Origin of the sequence: Olivibacter sp. 47 (assembly GCF_030372825.1) — a bacterium.
In the GTDB taxonomy this organism is placed as follows: Bacteria; Bacteroidota; Bacteroidia; order Sphingobacteriales; family Sphingobacteriaceae; genus Olivibacter; species Olivibacter oleidegradans.
The window spans coordinates 648,498-668,753 of record NZ_JAUCNR010000001.1 but is presented as its reverse complement, the minus strand read 5'-3'; the positions used below and the strand labels follow the sequence as shown (position 1 = coordinate 668,753).

The following is a 20,256-nucleotide window of genomic DNA, read 5'->3' as shown; positions in this document are numbered from 1 at the left end:
AACAACGCTATACATTTGGGTCTTAGTCGCGCTTGGCGGATAATCTAAACAATATTTTGTTTAATGCACAAAAATGCTGAAAATTGTAAAACTAACACTTATCATTATCGAGCCAATAATTATGCTTCAGCAATATAGAATTTCCGTAATCGCTTTTTGTAGTAGACCACAAATAGGTCTTATAAGCTTCTTCCTTTTGTGCTTTCTGTCGGGATCAACGGTATTTAGTCAGGAAACAGTGGTCAAATATCTTTCAGGAACGGACAAAGATCATACTAAAAATTGGGATTTTATGGTTTCTTCCGGTGCAAAAAGTGGGCAGTGGACGACGATTGAAGTGCCCTCGAATTGGGAAACCCAGGGTTTTGGAACCTACCACTATGGTTGGGAAGAAGATTTCAGTAAAAACGAAATCGGTTATTATAAGTATCGATTTCCCAGCAACCCGACGTGGAAAAATAAAACCATGAAAATAGTCTTTGAAGGTTCAATGACCGATACAGAAGTGAAGATTAATGGTAAAATCGCGGGAGCTATTCATCAAGGTTCCTTTTATCGATTTAAATATGATATCACTAAATTACTGAAGAAAACGGGTGATAACCTTTTGGAAGTTAAAGTCAGCAAAATATCGGCCGATACTTCGGTCAATCGTGCCGAACGGATGTCAGATTTCTGGGTGTTCGGCGGTATTTTTCGTCCCGTATATTTAGAAATTACGCCGCAGACACATATAGAATGGACAGCTATTGATGCTAGAGCAGATGGCAATTTCGTGATGGACGTATACACAGAAGGAAAGTTAGCACATGGATATGTGGAAGCGCAGATAAGCGATTTAGACGGAAAGCTTGTTGGCGAAGCATTTCAAGCGAAACTCGATCACAAATCAGGGAAAGTAACACTGAATAATAAAGTAACTAAACCTGCATTATGGTCGCCTGAATTTCCCAACCGTTATCAGGTAGTTGTTAGATTAAGAGACTATAAAGGCAAAATCATTCACAGCAAGGTCGAAAAGTTTGGCTTTCGAACCGCTGAGTTGAGACGTGGAGAAGGTTTTTTCGTGAACGGCGTGAAAGTGCGTTTTAAAGGCGTTAACAGACATAGCGCATGGCCTACCTCTGGCAGAACAATGAGCAAGGAAATCAGTGAGTTAGATGTTAATCTTATAAAAGACATGAATATGAATGCGGTTCGTATGTCTCATTATTCTCCGGACGCTCATTTTTTAGATATTTGCGACTCGCTCGGACTGTTTGTGATTGATGAATTGACAGGCTGGCAAAAAAATACGATACCAGCGTCGGACGTAAATTACTTAAAGAAATGGTTATGAAGGACGTAAATCATCCTTCTATCGTTATCTGGGCTAACGGAAACGAAGGGGGGAATAATCACGAGCTCGTTGCCGATTACGCAAAATATGACCCACAAAAGCGCACCGTTATACACCCATGGAATAATTTTGAAGGTACCGACACGCAGCATTACAGAGCTTATGATTGCTGTGTCGGATCATTGTATAATGGAAAAGAAGTATTTTTTCCTACTGAATTCTTACACGGACTCTATGACGGAGGGCACGGTGCCGGGCTGGAAGATCACTGGAACCTGATGAGAAGTAAACCATTATCTGCGGGAGGCTTTTTATGGTCCTTTGCAGACGAAGGGGTTGTGCGGTTGGATCAGGAAGGACGCATGGATATAAAAGGTAACTTGGCACCCGATGGAATACTTGGACCTTATCGTGAAAAAGAAGGGAGTTTTTATACTATTAAAGAGATTTGGTCACCTATAAAGATAGCTCTTGATAAGCTTCCCCAGAACTTTGATGGCTTACTTCCGCTCAGCAATGATTACCTTTATACCAATCTCAATCAGATTAGGTTTAGCTATGAATGTCGGCAATTACCGACACCATATGAATCGGATACCACCGTGAAAATTCTTGAGAAAGGTGATTTACAAGGACCCAATGTAGAGCCTCAGCAAAACGGCTATTTACGCTTACCCTTTCAGCATGATTTAGCGAAGACCGATGTGTTAGCACTTACCGCTAAAGATCCTTATGGTCGGGAGATTTTCACTTGGACTTGGTCACTAAAATCACCAATTGAAATGAATGAAAGATGGCTCAGCACAAAAATAAGCTGGCCTATTTCCGTTGACGAAGCTAATAATACTTTACGTTTACAATTGAATAAAACTACCATTGCCTTTGATACAAAAAGTGGCTTACTGCAAAGTGTGATTAGTAACGGCACGGTAATTCCTTTGACTAACGGCCCGCAATTGGCGGTAGGAAAGGCATCTTATGTAGGTATGAAACATTACAAAAAAGGAGACAGTCTTTATGTGGATGTTCAGTATACCGGTGCTTGGAAGAAGGTTCGTTATATATTGGCTCCGAACGGTTTATTAACATTGGAATATGCATACAATGTTTATAATTCCAATCCGCATAACGAGTATCCCTTTTTAGGAATTAACTTCAATTTTCCTGAAAATTTAATTACCGGTGTTCGGTATATGGGACGAGGCCCCTATAGGGTATGGAAAAATCGGATGAAGGGAAATAGCTTCGGTGTTTGGAACAAAAAGTACAATAATACGGTCACGGGCGAATCATGGGATTATCCGGAGTTTAAGGGCTATTATCGCGATTTCAACTGGGTTGTAATAAAAAATAAAGCAAAGGATTTTATTGTATATAACGGAAGTGATAAACTGTTTTTGCGGTTGTACACGCCGGAAAAACCAAAAGGCGCAAGGAATGAAAACAATTCTCCCGATTTTCCTGATGGTGACATTTCATTTTTGCACGCGATTAATGCCATCGGTACCAAATTTGACCGGGCTGTGGATCACGGACCTCAAGGACAACTGAATAGAGTGGGCTTTAACGCCATTGAAGGGAAACTAATATTTGATTTCGATCCTAAATTGCAGTAGTAGCCTTGCCTAGACAGCCTCGTGTGAAAGTCGAACATATCGGTTGCTCAGGCGTTAATAATTAATAGCATTCACACGGGCTTTACCTGTTTTTTTGATCTTGCTCGCTCTCCGAAAGAAAAGCGTTTTTTATTAATTTTTCAGGATCGAAAAAATGATTTAAAGGGCCGCGCCCTTTACCCGTTAAGACATCCATTCCGTTTTTGATAGCTTTGTACGTATAGCACTGTCCCGCAACTATTGCGCTTTCCATAGGGAAATCCCGGGCTAAGAAGCTTGTAATAGCAGATGATAGCGTGCAGCCTGTTCCATGTAGATTATTCGTTTCCAGTTTAGCTGACTCATAGGAATGGACTTTACCTTGATTGTCGAAATATAAGGACGTAAGCGTAGATGACTGCAAGTGGCCTCCTTTCAATAAAACATTCGTAGCTCCCAGCTTCAAAATCCGTTCGCCGGCAATATACATATCATCCAGGGAGCTGATTTTCATTTCGGCAAGTACAGCAGCCTCATCGATATTGGGGGTAATAAGATCGGTTTTCGGAATTAGCTTTTCCACAATAGTAGCTACAGTTGCGTCTTGTACTAGTCGATGTCCGCTGCTTGCTACCATCACGGGATCGAAAATAAGTGGAACTTTTGGATATTCTGAAAGGGTTTCCACGATGACATCCACTAAAGTTGCTGTGTGCACCATTCCAATTTTTATAGCTTTCGGAAAAATGTCGCTCAATAGAACCCTTATCTGTTCCTGTATGGCCCGATCCGGGATGGCATAAATCGCTTGAACCCCTTGTGTGTTTTGAATGGGAAGTGCTGTTAACACCGAGGTAGCAAAGCATCCCAATGCGGAGAAGGTTTTGATGTCTGCCTGAATTCCTGCGCCACCACTACCGTCAAAGCCGGCAATTGTCATGGCAATAGGGTATATATACTCTTTTTGCATTTAACGTATTATTACTTTTCCTCACTATTTCAGTGCGATCAACTTCAGAGCATGCACTCCACGCTTCTTAGCAGAATTAAAGCTAATGCGAATGTACAAATCTTTAATAAGGGTAAAAACAAGTCTTTACTTGATTTCGTCCAGCAGAGTAATTGCATCATATTTGTGATGTGCCCATTCTCGTTAGACTTTTATATAAATCTTCTTGCGATCAAGTAGCCACCCAACACTCCAACAGAAAAGCATATAGCATAGTGCAAATAATAACGATCCTGCCGGACCGGGGAGTAATTTCTGAAACAAATGTATGTTGATGTAATCAAACAACGAAGTTCCACCTAAAGGTATTAAAAATAGGCTGATCAAAACAATTTCGGATAATAGGTAAACGAATAGCGGATTTTTTCCAAAGATAATAAAGAAATTAGTCCATTTTCTTGGGACGCCATTACCATTTTCTGAAATTGGAACCAACAAAGGAAGAATTAGTAGGTCTAAGCTAATCGTTAATAGCGCAAATGAACTGGACCATATTTTTTTATTTATAGGAAACACCTGGTTCCATACCAAGGCTATCAATACACCGATAGCGCCAATAATCAACAATTTACCAAGGCTCTGTACCGTTCCGCCCTTTTCTTGTAAATACTTACCGACCAAATACCCTGCAATTGCATTGGTAATAGCAGGTATTGTGCTCAACAAACCTTCCGGATCAAAAATAATTCCGTGGCTATGATATAAATGAGACTCGCCAAGAAGCCATAGGTCGAGTTTGAATATGGCATTTCCCTCTAATGAATAGGGCGCATCCGTGCCAAAAATTAGTAGGATGACCCAATATATTGATAATAATGCAATCGCAAGCCAAACAAGATACTTTCTTCGAACATAGTACACCGCTAGGGCTGTAAAAAGATAACATAAGGCAATACGCTGTAAAACGCCAAATACACGAGTCTCATGTAAAGGGAAAGATATGATTTCATGTTGCTCCGTTATTTTAAAAAAGGGGAACCAATACATTAAAAAGCCTAATAAAAAAATCAATGCCGCTCTTTTGAAAATGGTCAAAAGTACCTGTTTGGATGAGAGATACTGAAATTTCCTTTCAGAAAATGAAAGTGCGTTCCCAACGGCAAATAAGAATGAAGGAAAGACAAGATCCGTAGGAGTAAAACCATGCCATGTTGCATGGTTCAAAGGCCAATACGGTGTTGCACCTGACCCTGGACTGTTTACAATTATCATGAAACATATTGTCATTCCCCGAAATACATCCAGGGCAGTGAATCGTAATTTCTGTTCCTTCATTAGCTGCGCTCGGCTTATTAGTTGTTGAAGTTTAAGCATAAAACAATCCAATTCACCGTACTAAGTGGCGATGGAATCGGATTGCTTTTACGTGCAATTTACAAAAACAGCTTACAATTACAATTATTTTTCTTGATGATATTGATAGAGACAAGAAGAGTAAATTAGGGATTCGACAAAAATTCAACCCAGTTTACATTGTAGCCGATGCCTTCAAATTCCAGTCGAAGAATTTTATTACTGCCCGATGGTACCGTCACATCACTTAACGTAAAGTTCTGATAGGTCTCCCAACCACCGGTACTTGTAATATCGACTGTTCCGAGTGGAACGTTATCAAGCTTTACGGTGATTTTTTTTCCGGTGGCTGCATCGCCACTTGCTACACGCAGGTTGATGTCGTAGGTGCCGGCAACTGTATTTGATAAGGTGTAAGCAAGCCACTCGCCCGTATTTATATAACCAAGCGTATATCCACCGCCGCCATCATTTGTGGTACCTAGGTCAACCGGCGTGTTACGGTAAACATTTCCTCCCTGATTGTCGAAGGTCGTTTCATGATAGGAGATATCTTGGCCGCCTTCATCGAAATCTTCAATTTCCATTCTGCCAGGAATGTTATGCACCTTAAACGCCGTTTGTGGTCCGGGTGTAAAACCGCCCGCCTGATTGTGATTTTGCAATTCGAAAAGCCAGTCCCGTATAAACTTTCCTTGATTTTCGCCGCTCATTAAATTCCAGTTCCAGTCGAATATCTGTGGTTTCCAATAATTGTCAAAAATGTAGTTAAGCCAACCGATATGGGCGTGGCCATCCATATACGTACGGAACTGTTTGCCCCAACCGCCGGATGTGCCATAAGTGACATTGTCGGAATAATTTGGGTCAGCGTTCCATCCAAATTCAGTTATAACAATAGGAATGCTATTTGCAGCATTACCAAATCGAGCATCCAAACTGCTAGTAGTTGCCGGCTGATTAGGATAAATATGATACACATAAGCCATATTTGGATCATCAAAAGGGTCAGAAACGGCTTGGTTGACCCGTGTGCTCCATTGTGGGTTACCCATGAGGATGAGATTATTAGGTGCAACTGCTCGGATAGTATCGACAACAGGTTGAATAAAATTTTTCCATGTCGTCCAATTATCGGGACTAATTGGCTCATTGTACACCTCGAAAATCACTTCCGGATTATTGGCATAGTGTGGCGCTACATAACGCCAGAAGTCGATCACTTTTGACTGTGGCGTCCCTCCATCACCATAATTTGCGACAAGATGAAGATCAACAATAACATATAAGCCTAACGAAATGGCCTGTTGCACAAAAGGATCAATGTGATTTGCAAAAGCACTGGCAGGATCACTGTAACTTTGATGAACACCGATGCGCACAACTCGCGAGAACCATCCTTGGGCAGCATTAGCCTGTAATGCTAACATTTCACTAATCGGTCGTGGGCTACAGGTGGTACATTCATCGTTGCTTTCGTTTGGAAGGAGTGAAAAACCCCTAAGTGTAACAGGATTTCCGAAAGCATCTTTAATTTGATTGCCGTCTACATGTAACGAAGGTAACGGTGAACTAGTTCGCTTAAGTGAGCTAAAGGTCTGTTTTTGGGAAAGAAGTTCACTGGGCTCTATCGGCTTTGTTTCACAAGATGTCAACAGGACTGTCATCCCAATGAACACACAGCCCATCAATTTTCTTTTACAGAGATTAATTGGGGATATCATAATCGTTTTGGTTTATAAATGTTAATATCCTTGAGGACATTAGCTGCCTCTAATAAATGTATAGTATAAAATGCAAAAAAAGCTTTTTTGTTTTAAAATAATAAACTAATTAATTACACATTTACATAATTAGCCAACTGACGATACATGCTTCATGCCATGGTGGATTTTGATGCGGTCCTATAAAGACGCAATTTGTATCATCCGTGAGACAAGGTTAAAGGCCTTATATGCCTATTGGCTAATAAGACAGGCATTGGGGCGGGTGGTGAGTAAACATTAGCTCAGAGAGCCCGGTGTTGGTATTCATCACTTACATCGATGTTAATTAAATCTAACAAATGAAGCGAAATTGCTTGTTCTTTCTGCTGAGTTACTTCCACTGCTTTCTCAGATTTAATATCCTTTGCAATGGTAAAGGCTATTGCCGCCATCATTTGATCACGGGCCTTCAATAGTTCGGATAGGTCTTTTGTTGTCGTTTGCATGCCAGTACTTTTGTTTTATATCCAAAGAATAGGGTAAGTTGTCCGCTCGCAAAAATTCAAAAACTACTTTAGCAAATCTTTAAATAAATGTTATTATAGCGTGATTACAAGTTACGAAAAATTTAGAAAAGGCAACTAAACTTTTTTAAAATTCACAATACACTTCATAAAAGCGTAATAGTAGGGCCAGCTAATTTTCGACTTGTATATTTGTGCTGATATTAAAAAGCCAAATTATGTTAAAAGACAAAGTAATAGTAATTTACGGAGCCAGCCAGTCGCTTGCCGGCGCCGTAGCCAAAACAATGGCTCAAGCCGGTGCAAAGCTGTTCTTAAGCAACCGCCACTTGACGCCGGCAGAAGAAGTCGCACGAGAAATAAATGAAGCAGGCGGTTTTGCCGAAGCAGCCGAAGTTGATGCCCTAGACAAGGGGGCTATTGAAAAACACCTTGTCAAGACACTAAAGAAAACGAAGCGAATCGATGCTTCCTTTAATCTTGCGGGGTTTGAAGTGCTGCAGGATGTTGATCTGATTGATATGTCGTTAGACGACTTTGTTCGTCCGATAACGACGGCGATGCAAACTCATTCTCTAACTGCTACGGCTGCCGGGAGAATCATGGCTAAACAAGGTTACGGGGTGATATTAACTTTAACGGCAACTCCCGGCGGAATAGGTTACCCCAAAGTCGGAGGCTTCGGGCCCATATGTTCGGCTGTCGAAACCTTTTCCAAAAATCTGGCAGCCGAATTAGGACCTTTAGGGGTAAGAGTAGTTAACATACGATCGGCAGGATCCTTAGATTCGCGCCCCTTTAAGGAGGCCTTAGCTTTTGGTGGTGATCGAATCATAGAAGTAATCAAAAAGATGAAATCTGATACGATGTTAAAAGAGTTACCGTCTATGCACGACATTGCTTCTGCAGCGTCGTTTTTAGTGTCAGATATGGCGAAAAGTATTACAGGTACCACCATCGATGTAACAATTGGCACAACTACTGCGTTGAATTATAAAACAGACATTTGAACCTTATGTAATGGAGAGAAAGATTCACATACAAACAATAATTGGAATCAATGGAATCATTAAATGAATATATGGAGCACCAATATCAATTGGTGAAGCATTCACGGAAAAAACTATTTGACTATTGCAGCACGTTCGTAACCGAGGATTTTGTAAAGCCAATTTCTTTTTTTGGTAATGGAGGTAGTGTGCGGAGCTTGTTAGTAATACCTACAAAGCTTGGATCGTATGTCGTGGCATGGCATTAAACACGGATTTTTTGAAGGAGGAAGTGGTTAGCTCTATGAAAGACATTATTCCTATCTATTTGGACATAGATGCTCATGTTGATGCCTTCATAAAAAAAAGCAGGCAGAAAAAATTGGGCGTTACTTTTATGCGAAATGGCCGTCTATGTACACTAAGTCCTTTTCACCTATTTAGCCATGTTATTACTCATGAGTTTCATCATAAAGGACAAATACTAAGTATAAGTAGATGCCTTGGATATCAACCTGTTGATACAGATATAATTAGTTGAACGCTTGAACCAGTTGTATTAATTTGAGATAATTGGCTTCTGTACCTTTCGAATCCATCGATGGACAATACAGGCTAGTATGCATGATTTGCCAATTTCTATTAAAGCCTAGGCAACTTGTTTTTATACGAAGATGAAATGGGAAGAATATAGCCTTGAGCGGTTAATTGATGACGTTCGATTTTCGTTACCGCGTCTGTATTTACGATAAATGATCTATGAATGCGGATAAAACGACTTTTAGGAAGCAACTCTTCACACTCGGTTAAGGTCATCCGACTATTGACAATTTCGTTTTTACATACAAAACTGACATAATTGCCAGTTGCTTCTATATAAAGCAGATCGTTCAGATATAGGCGGATTTGTTCTATACCGCTTTTAACTAAAATAGCGTGAGACATTTCGGTAACGCCATTTTTTACTTGTAAGAGATTCTTAGCCTTATGACATGCTTTCAAGAAACGAGTGACGGAGAAGGGCTTTAAAAGATAATCCACTGCATCTAGGTCAAAGCCTTTTAGAGCGTGTTCTGCATAAGCGGTTGTAAATATTACGAAGGGTTTTTTATATAAGCCATCATAAAAGTCGATACCTGAAATGTCAGGCATTTTTATATCTAAAAACAATAGATCTACTTTTTCCACTTGCAAGTATTCTATGGCCTGATAAGCATTAGTAAATGTACTATCTATTTGCAGAAAAGGTACTTTCTCTGCAAGCTTTTGTATAATACCTAAGGCTATAGGCTCATCATCGATAGCGATTGCTTTAATCATATCATAGGTGTTTTTCCAGTTGTGTATAGAGTAGTTGCTGATCACTCGGACGCTTTGCCTTCTCTTTGATCAAGATTCCATTTTTGTCAAATATAAAATAACTAGGATATAATCCGCATAGACCGTCCCCGGTTGGAAGAAGCTCTGCCCAGATTCGCTGAATATGCTCATTATTCATACGTATATGGAGGCCTTGTAGATTACTAATCCAGACAAAATTACGCCATTCATCCTCTTTGTCGTCGTCGTCCATGTCTAAATATATAAAAACAATATCTTTATTGTTAAATTTATCTTTTAATTGCGATGTGTAAGATAATTCTACTTTACAGGGGCCGCACCAGGTTCCCCAAATAGCTAAATACACCACTTTCCCTCGATATCGTTTGATGATTTCGTAAATAGATTTTATATGGTTGCCTTCATTAAAAAATTTAATAGAAGCGTTACGCTTATTAGCCATCAATTTTTCATCAAGCTTCGCTATGCAAGTCCGGAGATGGGGTAAATAACGACTATCGGCAAAATATGCTTCAAAATCAACCATTAAAATTTTCATCGATTTTAAATCCTTATAGCGATAGCTGTTTAGGATTTGCTGCGCAAGATACCTTTCAGCAGTAGCACGACTGACATTTTGTTTAACAGACAACCATGCCACATAGTTTTCACCATTTACTTTAGCTAGCCTCATTATGCTGTCTAAACTTAAATTGAAAAAAAGCAGACGGCTGATTGTTGTGTCCTTTAAGTATTGATCAAGCGCTTTGGATTGCATATAACTAATGTATCGGTCAATGAATTTATAGTATTGAAGACCATGATACTGTTCCTCCAGATTCGGTGACACAGGTATCGTATAATGCCAGCTGAAAATTTCTCCATTCGCTTTTCCTCCAACGGACAATTGACCCTGTAAAATCTGTCAAGCTTGCTAGCGCATGGAATCGCACCTCATTTTTAAAAAGCTCCTTGTTTGCTTGAGAGATCGAGCTCTGTGTTATACGCAGTAACTTTTCCTCACGTTCTTTAAACCACGGTTTAACTACCATGCTTTGTATTTCTTCAGCCGTTGTAGATGCATAGTTATACTTTCCTCCTTGCTGTTCCATGAAAAAAGGAGTTTTGTTAAAACCAATAGCTTGCAGTAAGTAGTTCTCATCCGCCAGACTTCCTTTGAAGTCCGCAATCGTTCTATTGTTACTATTGATCACTAAAAATAAATCTTCGTGAGGCTGGACGAATAGAAGTATTTGATCGTTATCAAGATGAAGAGCAATAAATCGTCGGTCTGTTAGTGGGATGTTGACGCTGAAGTTCCCGTTGCTTTCAACAGCTATTTCTTTTGCATTTAATGGGTCGAGATCGTAGATTACTGGGACGTCCAATTTTAGATTCACCTCCTTATCGCCGATCACAGAACCGCTGATTTTGAATTGTGCAAATGAAAGAAAAGACGAAAAGATAAGAATTACATCAATTAGAAAAGCTTTAAATTTCATAATGTTAGGGTTAAGTGAACAAAATACTCCATATCAGTTTGACGTATAGTAAGCTCGTGTTTATTAGGATAGAGTTGTAATAAGCGCTGCCTTACATTGGGAATACCTATACTACTGCGGTTTTTTTCGGGATCATTTATCTGCTTTAAATGCACGCTATTGTATACATCAAAAAATAAGCGATCATCCTGCATAGAAAGATTGACTTTAATCCACGACGGCTCTTTTAAACTTATACCGTGCTTAAAGGCATTTTCGACAAAAGGGATCAACAACATAGGGGCGATAAAAAGGTCCTTAGTAACTTGTTGAATATTGTAATCCACGATAACATTTTGCGATAAATCTGTCCGCAGTTTCTGAAGATCTATATAGTTGTGTAAATATTCTATTTCCCTAACCAACAGTATGTTATCTAGTATGTTCTCATGAAGCATAAAGCGCATAATATCACCGAGTTTCTGTATACTCGTGGCGGTCATCTCTGCGCCCTCTGTCAGCGCGCTGCCATATAAAGTATTTAATGCGTTAAATAAAAAATGAGGATTAATTTGCGAACGTAAAAAGCTCAAATTAGCCGTACTATTACCTAAGGCATTTTCAAGATTACCTAATTTTGTATGATGTTGCAGCTTTAGGTGATATAGGTGTTTAATAACCGGGATAGAGATTAGACAAGTACAGCACCATAACGCGAAAAAGGCATTAGTGTTGAATCCTAGCCCGCTAACCACTACAAATCCAAATGGTGCATAAATAAGAAACGAAAGAGGCAATCGTACATAGAGGTATTGTTTTAAACTGTATTTGGCTTTGCTACAAAATGGGAGTAATCCGTACATTTCTATACTATACATAATAAATAGATAAATGGAAATTATAAGCCAGAAAAAGGCCATACTTCCATTAAAAACCAGAAGGAACAAATAGGCAGATGATATAACGGAGAAAGCAATTAAACTTTCTTTTAGAAGTGTCGATGACAGATTTAATTTTTTTTGAAGTAAAAAGAGACGCCCTTGTTTCGCTAACGTATAAGTACTAATAAATAGAATAATAGAAACAATAGAGCTGATTACCCTCCCGCTTTCGCCAAAATAGGCCCAAACAGTTAGTCTATTATATCGATGCTGCATCCACTCACAGTAGGCAAAGCCAAACCACAAAATAAAAAGCGTAAGAAAAGATGTAAAGAGTGCCATTTCGTACTTCGCTTTGTTTATGTATCTGGGAATAATGAAATTATTGAATGTGAGAAAAGCTATATAGAAAAGTGCTACAAATAATAGGGTCGGCAAAAGATGGTTTTCAAAAAAGTTAAAAGTCATTCCCTTTTCTTCAAAGGGCTTTTCTAGAAATAGCGACGTCCTAGCTTCCCAGTTTTTCGTTTTTTTGCCAAACATTATTACCATAACAACCAGTGTAATAACGGTAGCGACAATGGCTTCGATTCTTCTTAGTTTCATATTCTTATTTTGTACAATGCTAAATAATTAACTGTCCTGACGCAATTAATTGGGATGAATAGTGCTTTTTTTGGGATGAAAGGCTCCTTTGCTTGTTTTTTGCGTATCAACACAATTACCTCCTGCGCGTAAGACCATATTCTTCTTTTGCAAATACTGAATTTAGTATGTTTGTGTCATGTTTGATACGGAAGCGTTGCTAAACCAGGGGGGCATGTTGTTTTTGATTTTTTCTGTTTATGGACAGATCGGGTTGATTTTTCTCTTTTTCTTACCGAGTGGTGGGTTTATGTTTACCGCCGGTGTGCTAATTGCAGCCGGTAGATATCATTATGACCTGCCGACACTATGTATGCTGCTAACTATCGCTGCTATTGCCGGCAATATAACGGGATATATATTCGGTAAAAAAATAGCACCATATCTGCATACGCGACAAGATTCCCGATTCTTTAAGCAAACCTACTTAATAAGTGCACAGCGGTTCTTTCAAAAACATGGCTCTTTAGCAATTGCTGTTGCTTTATTTTTTCCTGTGGTTCGTACTTTTGTGCCTATTGTTGCCGGTATTACTAAGGTCCATTTCAATAAGTTTTTACTGTATGCCGCTGTAGGTTCCCTTTTTTATGTAGTTGGGTTTTCACTCACAGGATATTTAATAGGCAAAGTGCCAATGTTGAAGCCCTATCTCAACTATATCACCATAGGTCTTATTCTTTTACTAACATCACCGGTTCTTGTGCGATTAGTGAAAATTGTTAAGAATGCATAACTGATTTATTTCCTGATTTTATCCCGATATTCCTGTAAGCTCTCAAAATCGACGTAGAAACGTATATATTGTCCGTTCTCCTGTAAGGTAACCATCCCATCGCTATTGATGTCAAAATAGGTCGGGGTAATTAAAACCTCACCTGTTTTTGGACGATAAATACCGTAGGCCTTTTCACGTTCAGGCCTAAAAGACCATAACCCCTTTTCGGCATCCAAGCAGCGGATGCTATAATTATCGGGATTCCAAATCCAACGATTTTCCTGTTTATTCCAAAGGCCTTGTCTCTGGTGATCGCCTCGCTTAAGAGTTATGATCAACCAATGCATATTTTCGGATACATCTTCGTAAGCAATGGCACGAAAATCTTTCAAAGCATTTGGATTGATTACAGTGGATAATTCGGGCCATACGATATCGCCGGTAGGATAACGTAATGTAAAATTATGTTCGCCGGAAGGTTGGGACACCCACCTTCCATCCGATTGAAGAACTTTGTGTTTAATCTGGCCGGTTATTTGGTCGAACGAGCGTACTAAGAAGCAATTTGTTCCGGCAATGGGCGCTAATAACATCGCTTGCTGTAATACCGAATCAGCTAAAATATGATCATCAATTAGAGTTTCGACAGATTGGGGAAATGCTATCTTCATTTCAGGGAAGAGGTACTGCTTGCCTTCTGTATCTTCAAACACTTGCGCGATATTTTGGTAAAGGTAGTCGTCTTTATGCAGTTTAATGGCATGGCTTTCGCCTTTAACAGTATAAATTAAACTGTCTTTTTTCTAAATATCCGTCCATCTGTTTTTCGGTTATTTCGATCGGTGATATAATAGTTGTTACCGTTAACTTGAAACAATTGGTCATATCCAATAACATTTTCAATATGGTTGCTTATGACCTTTGCTTTGCCATCATTTAGTTGATATAATTTTCTTTTGTGTAAAAAATATCCGTCGCCCAAATTATTAACCTCCATGTGGTAACGATAGCTTTCAGAAGTCTGTACTTCATTATCATAAATAACTTGCTTGTTTTCAATAATAGTGATTTTTAGTTTAGACATGTTAACCTTGGTGTCAAATAAACGGTTATCATTTTTTGAAGATCCCATAAGCGAAAGACCGGGAAGAAAGCGCCAATTCCAGAAACGCCATCGCGTAGTATAAGTCTCTTCCGTCCACATTAACGTGTAGTTGTCCAGTTCTTGAAGATAAATATGTTTATACTTTATAGGCACAACGATATTCCCAAGAGTGTTGATGACACCATATTGCAGTGTCGTATCTTGTACGACGGCAAAACCGGTATGAGTAAACTTATTCGCAGTAATATAACATGGGGAAACCACCAAGCGCATCGCCGTGTCAGCGTAACCATAAAGTCCATTGCTGCCAAGATAAGGATATAGCTGAAGGGAATTGGTTTCTACAGTGGTTGCGATCACCTTCGTTTTGCTTTGACAGGCGTGCATGGAGCAACAGAAAACAACTGAAATAAAAAAAGTGTAGCTAAAGCTCCAGGTAGCCATTGTTGATGTATGATTTCTACATCAAAATTAGTACAGGAAACTCATTTCTATAATCCCTGAAAACAACCATTTCCAAGGGGCTTACTTTTATTCGGCGCGTACCCATAATAGTTTTTAAAGGCACGTATAAAGGAGGCATCAGATTGATAGCCAACCAAGGCCGCAATTGCACCCAAAGGAAGAGCTCTTGCTTGGAGGAGTTTATAACTATATTGCATACGCAAATGGTTGATGTAGCCAAACACTGAATAGTTAAATAAGATTTTGAAGCCTTTCTTTAGTTTGAATTCATTGATACCGGCCTGTCTGGCCAGCCCGGAAAGGTTATGCTGCTTCAGGAAATTATCGTCTAAGTATATTTTTAAATCGTGAAGTAAGTCGACGTCGCGTTGACTGAAAGGAAAAGTGTTTCTTTTCTGACTAAGCGATGATTCATTTAGGATAAGTAATATCAATTCTTCAATTTTATGGGGGACATAGGTAGAAATTAAAGAATCGGCCACCGGAGGATGAATGATTGCGTAAAGGGTTTGTTTTAGTAAGGAGCCAAAATGCTTTGGTTTGTCAAATAAAGTAAAGGGTTGGTCTTTTGCTAGCTTTTTAGCTATTTTCTGCCATTCGGCTCCGCACTGTTCCAATAGTGATGTAAGGTATTGTTGATTAATCCCTAGGCATATATAACTATAGTCTTTCTGTTTTGGAAACGAGAAATTACTGATAGGATCAATACAATTCATTACATTAAATTCACCCTGCTTCATGGGTAGCGCATCCCCGAAACAAGAGATACGCGCGTTCGAATGCCCTTCAAGTTGGAAGTGGAAGCTGGTATGATTGAAGTCTCGAAAGTTAACGACACGTACTTCCTCCTGAAAGGACGACTCGAATTGAAGTATGTTAAAATTGCTGTTGTTGGACGTACGCGTTATAGCATTAAATTGACCGACATGCTTTAACGCTTTATACTGGCCTTTTTCCGAATCAGCAAATTGCCGGTCCACTAATTGGGTGAATTCATGGCTATATAAGGTATACATAAAAATCCGTTTGCGCTGTTTAAAATCCTTTTTTGCACCAAGGCTCCACGAGCAAAAATAGATATTTGTCGCATGAAAAAAGAAGTTTCTTATAACCAAGTCAATACGCTGAACTGGAAACGGCAAGCTCATTACGACTTTTTTAGATCCTTTGAAAAACCGTTCTGGGGTGTCACCACGCAGTTAAATTGTACGAAAGCTTTTGCATATTGTAAGACTTATAATGTCTCGTTTTTTTGCTATTATTTATACTTATCGCTGCGGGCGGTTAACGAAGTGCAGGCTTTTCGTTATCGCATACATGACAACAACGTCCTGGAGTATCACGAAATTGGCGGGTCCATTACCGTCATCAGGCCTGACGAAACTTTCGGCTTTGCCTATTTTGATTTTTACGATGAATTTGAGCGCTTTCAAGTAGAACTAAAAAAACAAATTAATTTAGAAAAGCAGTCGCGTGGATTACAAACGGATGCAAATTGCCGGGATGTTATACACTATTCGGTGCTGCCCTACATTTCCTTTACACAAATGGAACATGCTTTATATGGGGGGCAAGATAATGGCATACCAAAAATCACCTTTGGGAAATACCTATTTCAAAATGATCAGATCTTGCTTCCCATGTCTATACATGTACATCATGCGCTGTGTGATGGGGTTGATGTTGGCAAGTTCGTTACCACATTTCAGGGATATCTGGAAATGTAGCTTAAGCATTTTCCTAAACCGAAAACACCCATTTGAAAAATGGAAGCTATGGTTAAGAAAAGTCTATTCAGTCTAAAAATTTCGTGTATGGGTAAAAAACGATATCTTTATTGACCATAATAACTATTGAATACCATATTTATGAAGAAGAAACTATTTTTAGGCTTAGCATGTGGTTTATTGTTTGCTGCAATCGAGCCTTTTTGCGCACAGGCACAGGTAGCGCCTATCCACAGCAATGCGGTGCAAGGAGGGGAGCTCATCGGTCGTTGGGATATCACCGTCGAAGAGAATGGCAAACCGGCACCATCTTGGTTGGAAGTGGAGTTGTCGGGCTTTAAAACACTGGTGGGACGTTTTGTTAGTACAGGAGGTAGTGCACGGCCTGTTGCTAAAGTTAATTTTGAGAATGGAAAATTCAGTTTTGCTATTCCTCCACAATGGGAGCGCGAAGACCGTGACTTGGTCTTAGAAGGAACTGTATCGGGCGATCGCATTCAGGGGACAATCACTACAAGCGCCGGTGTAAAGCAGTCTTTTACTGGAGTAAGAGCCCCCTATCTAACAAGAACAGCTGAACCCGTTTGGGGAAAACCAATCGAGCTGTTCAATGGAAAAGATTTAACAGGGTGGACGGCACTTGGGAACAAAAATCAATGGGTAGTGAAAGATGGAATTCTGACGAGTCCGGAATCGGGTGCAAACCTGGTGTCGGAGAAAAAGTTTAACGACTTTAAGCTACACGTGGAATTTAGGTATAAAGAGGGGAGCAATAGTGGTGTTTATTTGAGAGGCCGATACGAAGTACAAATCATTGACAATCCAAAAACAGATCATCCCAATAGTCATTTGTTCGGTGGAGTTTACGGCTTTTTAGTGCCAAGTGAGATGGCGGTAAAAGGTCCGGGCGAATGGCAGAGTTACGATATTACACTGGTGGGGCGGATGGTTACCATAGTAGCCAATGGTAAAACGATTATTGCGAATCAAGAAATACCAGGTATTACCGGTGGTGCGCTCGACAGTAATGAAGGTGAGCCTGGTCCGATCTATTTTCAAGGAGACCATGGTCCGATTGAATTCAGAAAGGTTGTTATTACACCCGCAAAGTAGCTTTATACAAATAAAGATAGCCAGCCTCTTAACTAGATCGCTGGCTATTTTTTGCCTCTCCAACAGGAGTAGTCGTTATTTTATGCCCCGTTATATCGCTTCATAAAAGAAGCTTTCGAATCATGGTAAGTGATTACGCCACCGATAAAGTGCAAGAACTTTATATAATACCAAGCCAAGTCTACCTGATGTTTTAAAAAGCCTGAACGCGCACTGCTCGGGTATAAATGATGATTATTATGCCATTCCCCTGCAACAAAACCTGGCCATAATTGATTAATTGACATATCTTTTTCGTTTAAATCATAGCCTTTTTTACGCTTATCTTTTCCTTTTCCATGTCCTTCATAATTAAACGTTCGCACGCCTATTGCCCAGAAAGCTGCGGCACCAAAGAGTGCGCAAGCCAGCGCATGACCGCCAATTAAATAAAATATACCGTACCATACCAACCAATTTACTAAGCAAGCAGAGATAGCACGCATTGGATGTACAACTGATCCCCATTTCTGATACTTTCTATAGCAATTAGCTTTTACACCGGTGTGTGCCATTAGTTGCACAGTTTGCTTATATTCCTCTGCACTGAGGTCTTTAGCAATAGGTTGATGATTTACATCTGCTAAAAAGCAATATAAGAAACCGCCATTGGCATTATAAGGATCGCCCGGCTTGTCTGATTTCGCGTGATGCACGTGGTGCGAGATGGCATAAATTTCTTCGGGAATCATGCTGATCGTTAGGTTTTGTGTTAGCACCCGCCAAAATCGATTCTTAAAACGGTAGGCTTTGTGCGTGCAATACCGATGGTGCCAGATCGTTCCGTGCGTTCCCATAATGATCATGCTGTAAATAAACGCGGCAACTAATAAAGCGACGCTGAAATAGTTGAATATAAAAAGAAATAGCAGCGGAATCAGTAAAAGTACGCGAGCCCAGCTAAATAGAGGTAACCAATTTTTTTTGGATTGAAATATATTAATACGTTTTAAAAACTCGCGGAGTAATTGCTTGGTTGTAGGTTTACTGAAGGCCCCATCCCGATCCGTCCATCCATACGATGGCGGATCTAACACTTTATCTAATAACATCATATTTTTAATTGGTGTAAGGTACGTCTTTTAGTCGGTAGATTTTCAGCATAGCCCAAATCTTAACATAACTTAACATTTGCTTCTGTTCGGTACAATGATTTCGTTCCGGAAGCTGCATCGACACTTCGCGGCGCCTAGCACTAAACCGCCAAAAAAGCAATAAACCAGATCGTTATTCGGCTTTTAATGAGTTAAATTACTGGAGTAAGTTTGGGAAAGCGAATAATCCGAAGCCACTTCAACAAAACAATGATGGGATAAACAGGATCTATTTCATGCCAGCGATTTCCGAAATTTACAGATGAAGGATGCTTATGATGATTATTATGGTACGATTCACCGAGCATCAATACATCAATAACCAATAAATTTTTAGCGGTGTTTCGTAACCTGAAATTTATATAGCCATATTTATGCGCAAACCAATTAACGATCGCGCCATGAAACGCACCCATCGTGATTACAATAGGCAACAGCAAAAACCACCAATAGGTGTTGGCAAAAAATAGAAAAAAAGCGAAATAGGCAGCTACCCACAGAAGTCGCGATACTCCCGAATGTGCCCAGCGATCAAATCCTTTCCACTCAGGCAAGTTTTTAAGAAACCGTGTTTCTATCGGTTCTTTATTGTTAACAATATTCCCGTAAATATTTCGTGTACGCCACATCATACTGAAGATATTAGATGAGAACCGAGGAGAATGAGGATCTTTCTCGGTATCAGTATAAGCGTGATGCATGCGATGCATAATGGCGTAGGCTCGGGCGCTCATGTAAGAAGAACCCTGGGTGAGATAGGCGAAGATGAAAAAAAAACGCTCCCAAAACTTACTCATCGTAAAGGAGCCATGTGCTGCATATCGATGTTGAAAGAAGGTTTGTGAAAAAAGGGACAGATACCATAGTCCGATAAAAAAAATGAAAATAACCATAAAACTAATTGTGTAAATAAATCAAGAATGCAGAAAAAATTTGAAGCCCACTTTGGCAGTGTAGAAAGAAGGAAAGTGGTAACCTGTAGAATGCTAACTGTACTCTAAAATGTAAAGATAACTTTTTTGGTTGGTAATAACAAAAAAAGCAATGATTTAAAGAGGGAGACTAAAAAAATAAAGTGGTACAATTCATTGGTTGTCAATTATTTTATTACCTTTATTGCATATCTCCAAAAGAAAAGGGTAAAATTGGTTGATATAGGGCTACTAGGTAGCTCGAGGCTACAGATCATGAACCCTTGGAACAATACTTCTTTTTT

The 20,256-nt window shown here is 39.5% G+C and carries 20 protein-coding genes; 7 read left to right on the top strand and 13 right to left on the bottom strand.

Features of this window, described 5'->3' with window-relative positions:
• Nucleotides 1-73 precede the first annotated feature (73 nt).
• Both QT327_RS02910 and QT327_RS02905 read left to right on the top strand, forming a co-directional pair.
• The gene (locus QT327_RS02910; protein ID WP_289551980.1) at nt 74-1,339 is read left to right on the top strand and encodes a glycoside hydrolase family 2 protein; all 1,266 of its coding nucleotides are present in this window, start codon (nt 74-76) and stop codon (nt 1,337-1,339) included.
• A complete protein-coding gene (locus QT327_RS02905; RefSeq protein ID WP_289551978.1) occupies nt 1,336-2,955 on the top strand; it encodes a beta-galactosidase small subunit-related protein in 1,620 nt (539 codons plus the stop codon). Before QT327_RS02910 ends, QT327_RS02905 begins: the two co-directional genes overlap by 4 nt.
• An 82-nt stretch (nt 2,956-3,037) precedes the next feature.
• On the opposite strand, the gene thiD is transcribed toward QT327_RS02905, so the two are convergent.
• The 4 genes from thiD to QT327_RS02885 form a co-directional block, all read right to left on the bottom strand.
• A complete protein-coding gene (thiD, locus tag QT327_RS02900) occupies nt 3,038-3,904 on the bottom strand; it encodes a bifunctional hydroxymethylpyrimidine kinase/phosphomethylpyrimidine kinase (RefSeq protein ID WP_130858419.1) in 867 nt (288 codons plus the stop codon).
• Nucleotides 3,905-4,087: 183 nt separating this feature from the next.
• Nucleotides 4,088-5,218 carry an acyltransferase family protein gene (locus tag QT327_RS02895; protein WP_130858418.1) on the bottom strand — a complete coding sequence of 377 codons (1,131 nt, stop codon included), beginning with the start codon at nt 5,216-5,218 and terminating at the stop codon, nt 4,088-4,090.
• A 164-nt stretch (nt 5,219-5,382) separates the two neighbouring features.
• A complete protein-coding gene (locus QT327_RS02890) occupies nt 5,383-6,960 on the bottom strand; it encodes a cellulase family glycosylhydrolase (RefSeq protein ID WP_289551977.1) in 1,578 nt (525 codons plus the stop codon).
• Nucleotides 6,961-7,244: 284 nt separating this feature from the next.
• Nucleotides 7,245-7,448, bottom strand: a complete 204-nt coding sequence (locus QT327_RS02885) for a hypothetical protein (protein ID WP_130858416.1) — start codon at nt 7,446-7,448, stop codon at nt 7,245-7,247.
• A gap of 236 nt (nt 7,449-7,684) precedes the next feature.
• Here QT327_RS02885 and QT327_RS02880 point away from each other — a divergent pair, with 236 nt between their 5' ends.
• Nucleotides 7,685-8,476 (top strand): SDR family NAD(P)-dependent oxidoreductase, encoded by a 792-nt coding sequence (locus tag QT327_RS02880; RefSeq protein WP_289551975.1) that lies wholly within the window; start codon nt 7,685-7,687, stop codon nt 8,474-8,476.
• Nucleotides 8,477-8,714: 238 nt separating this feature from the next.
• Complete coding sequence (locus QT327_RS28115; RefSeq protein ID WP_130858414.1) at nt 8,715-8,996, top strand: DinB family protein; 282 nt, start codon at nt 8,715-8,717, stop codon at nt 8,994-8,996.
• Between the two features lie 101 nt (nt 8,997-9,097).
• Here the strand turns inward: QT327_RS28115 and QT327_RS02875 are convergent, their stop codons facing one another.
• Genes QT327_RS02875 through QT327_RS02860 form a run of 4 tightly spaced genes read right to left on the bottom strand, consistent with a single transcriptional unit; the run spans nt 9,098 to nt 12,743 of the window.
• Nucleotides 9,098-9,775 carry a LytR/AlgR family response regulator transcription factor gene (locus QT327_RS02875; RefSeq protein WP_130858413.1) on the bottom strand — a complete coding sequence of 226 codons (678 nt, stop codon included), beginning with the start codon at nt 9,773-9,775 and terminating at the stop codon, nt 9,098-9,100.
• A gap of 1 nt (nt 9,776) precedes the next feature.
• Nucleotides 9,777-10,625, bottom strand: a complete 849-nt coding sequence (locus QT327_RS02870; protein WP_289551973.1) for a TlpA family protein disulfide reductase — start codon at nt 10,623-10,625, stop codon at nt 9,777-9,779.
• The gene (locus tag QT327_RS02865; protein WP_130858411.1) at nt 10,579-11,277 is read right to left on the bottom strand and encodes a hypothetical protein; all 699 of its coding nucleotides are present in this window, start codon (nt 11,275-11,277) and stop codon (nt 10,579-10,581) included. The genes QT327_RS02870 and QT327_RS02865 overlap by 47 nt, the downstream gene beginning before the upstream one ends.
• The gene (locus QT327_RS02860; RefSeq protein WP_289551972.1) at nt 11,274-12,743 is read right to left on the bottom strand and encodes a sensor histidine kinase; all 1,470 of its coding nucleotides are present in this window, start codon (nt 12,741-12,743) and stop codon (nt 11,274-11,276) included. Before QT327_RS02860 ends, QT327_RS02865 begins: the two co-directional genes overlap by 4 nt.
• 214 nt (nt 12,744-12,957) lie before the next feature.
• Here QT327_RS02860 and QT327_RS02855 point away from each other — a divergent pair, with 214 nt between their 5' ends.
• Nucleotides 12,958-13,515 carry a DedA family protein gene (locus tag QT327_RS02855; protein ID WP_165447088.1) on the top strand — a complete coding sequence of 186 codons (558 nt, stop codon included), beginning with the start codon at nt 12,958-12,960 and terminating at the stop codon, nt 13,513-13,515.
• Nucleotides 13,516-13,520: 5 nt separating this feature from the next.
• Here QT327_RS02855 and QT327_RS02850 read toward each other — a convergent pair whose 3' ends face one another.
• The 3 genes from QT327_RS02850 to QT327_RS02840 form a co-directional block, all read right to left on the bottom strand.
• Nucleotides 13,521-14,210, bottom strand: a complete 690-nt coding sequence (locus QT327_RS02850) for a hypothetical protein (protein ID WP_289551970.1) — start codon at nt 14,208-14,210, stop codon at nt 13,521-13,523.
• A gap of 74 nt (nt 14,211-14,284) precedes the next feature.
• Nucleotides 14,285-14,962, bottom strand: a complete 678-nt coding sequence (locus QT327_RS02845; protein ID WP_289551969.1) for a WG repeat-containing protein — start codon at nt 14,960-14,962, stop codon at nt 14,285-14,287.
• A 131-nt stretch (nt 14,963-15,093) separates the two neighbouring features.
• On the bottom strand, nt 15,094-16,083 hold the full coding sequence (locus tag QT327_RS02840; protein ID WP_165447087.1) for a helix-turn-helix transcriptional regulator: 990 nt from the start codon (nt 16,081-16,083) through the stop codon (nt 15,094-15,096).
• A gap of 72 nt (nt 16,084-16,155) precedes the next feature.
• On the opposite strand from QT327_RS02840, the gene QT327_RS02835 reads away from it, so the two are divergent.
• Both QT327_RS02835 and QT327_RS02830 read left to right on the top strand, forming a co-directional pair.
• Complete coding sequence (locus QT327_RS02835) at nt 16,156-16,794, top strand: CatA-like O-acetyltransferase (protein ID WP_130858408.1); 639 nt, start codon at nt 16,156-16,158, stop codon at nt 16,792-16,794.
• A 141-nt stretch (nt 16,795-16,935) separates the two neighbouring features.
• The gene (locus QT327_RS02830; RefSeq protein WP_013667714.1) at nt 16,936-17,907 is read left to right on the top strand and encodes a 3-keto-disaccharide hydrolase; all 972 of its coding nucleotides are present in this window, start codon (nt 16,936-16,938) and stop codon (nt 17,905-17,907) included.
• Between the two features lie 80 nt (nt 17,908-17,987).
• Here the strand turns inward: QT327_RS02830 and QT327_RS02825 are convergent, their stop codons facing one another.
• Nucleotides 17,988-19,001 (bottom strand): fatty acid desaturase, encoded by a 1,014-nt coding sequence (locus QT327_RS02825; RefSeq protein ID WP_165447086.1) that lies wholly within the window; start codon nt 18,999-19,001, stop codon nt 17,988-17,990.
• A 191-nt stretch (nt 19,002-19,192) separates the two neighbouring features.
• On the bottom strand, nt 19,193-19,933 hold the full coding sequence (locus QT327_RS02820; RefSeq protein ID WP_130858407.1) for an acyl-CoA desaturase: 741 nt from the start codon (nt 19,931-19,933) through the stop codon (nt 19,193-19,195).
• Nucleotides 19,934-20,256 lie beyond the last annotated feature (323 nt).

What these genes read in the sequence shown, in the direction of transcription:
- QT327_RS02820 (WP_130858407.1), bottom strand. Translation starts at nt 19,933, where the DNA reads ATGGTTATTTTCATTTTTTTTATCGGACTATGGTATCTGTCCCTTTTT.
- QT327_RS02910 (WP_289551980.1), top strand. Translation starts at nt 74, where the DNA reads ATGCTGAAAATTGTAAAACTAACACTTATCATTATCGAGCCAATAATT.
- QT327_RS02905 (WP_289551978.1), top strand. Translation starts at nt 1,336, where the DNA reads ATGAAGGACGTAAATCATCCTTCTATCGTTATCTGGGCTAACGGAAAC.
- QT327_RS02890 (WP_289551977.1), bottom strand. Translation starts at nt 6,960, where the DNA reads ATGATATCCCCAATTAATCTCTGTAAAAGAAAATTGATGGGCTGTGTG.
- QT327_RS02895 (WP_130858418.1), bottom strand. Translation starts at nt 5,218, where the DNA reads ATGAAGGAACAGAAATTACGATTCACTGCCCTGGATGTATTTCGGGGA.
- QT327_RS02825 (WP_165447086.1), bottom strand. Translation starts at nt 19,001, where the DNA reads ATGATGTTATTAGATAAAGTGTTAGATCCGCCATCGTATGGATGGACG.
- thiD (WP_130858419.1), bottom strand. Translation starts at nt 3,904, where the DNA reads ATGCAAAAAGAGTATATATACCCTATTGCCATGACAATTGCCGGCTTT.
- QT327_RS02840 (WP_165447087.1), bottom strand. Translation starts at nt 16,083, where the DNA reads ATGTATACCTTATATAGCCATGAATTCACCCAATTAGTGGACCGGCAA.
- QT327_RS02875 (WP_130858413.1), bottom strand. Translation starts at nt 9,775, where the DNA reads ATGATTAAAGCAATCGCTATCGATGATGAGCCTATAGCCTTAGGTATT.
- QT327_RS02860 (WP_289551972.1), bottom strand. Translation starts at nt 12,743, where the DNA reads ATGAAACTAAGAAGAATCGAAGCCATTGTCGCTACCGTTATTACACTG.
- QT327_RS02835 (WP_130858408.1), top strand. Translation starts at nt 16,156, where the DNA reads ATGAAAAAAGAAGTTTCTTATAACCAAGTCAATACGCTGAACTGGAAA.
- QT327_RS02880 (WP_289551975.1), top strand. Translation starts at nt 7,685, where the DNA reads ATGTTAAAAGACAAAGTAATAGTAATTTACGGAGCCAGCCAGTCGCTT.
- QT327_RS02830 (WP_013667714.1), top strand. Translation starts at nt 16,936, where the DNA reads ATGAAGAAGAAACTATTTTTAGGCTTAGCATGTGGTTTATTGTTTGCT.
- QT327_RS02865 (WP_130858411.1), bottom strand. Translation starts at nt 11,277, where the DNA reads ATGAAATTTAAAGCTTTTCTAATTGATGTAATTCTTATCTTTTCGTCT.
- QT327_RS02885 (WP_130858416.1), bottom strand. Translation starts at nt 7,448, where the DNA reads ATGCAAACGACAACAAAAGACCTATCCGAACTATTGAAGGCCCGTGAT.
- QT327_RS02855 (WP_165447088.1), top strand. Translation starts at nt 12,958, where the DNA reads ATGTTGTTTTTGATTTTTTCTGTTTATGGACAGATCGGGTTGATTTTT.
- QT327_RS28115 (WP_130858414.1), top strand. Translation starts at nt 8,715, where the DNA reads ATGGCATTAAACACGGATTTTTTGAAGGAGGAAGTGGTTAGCTCTATG.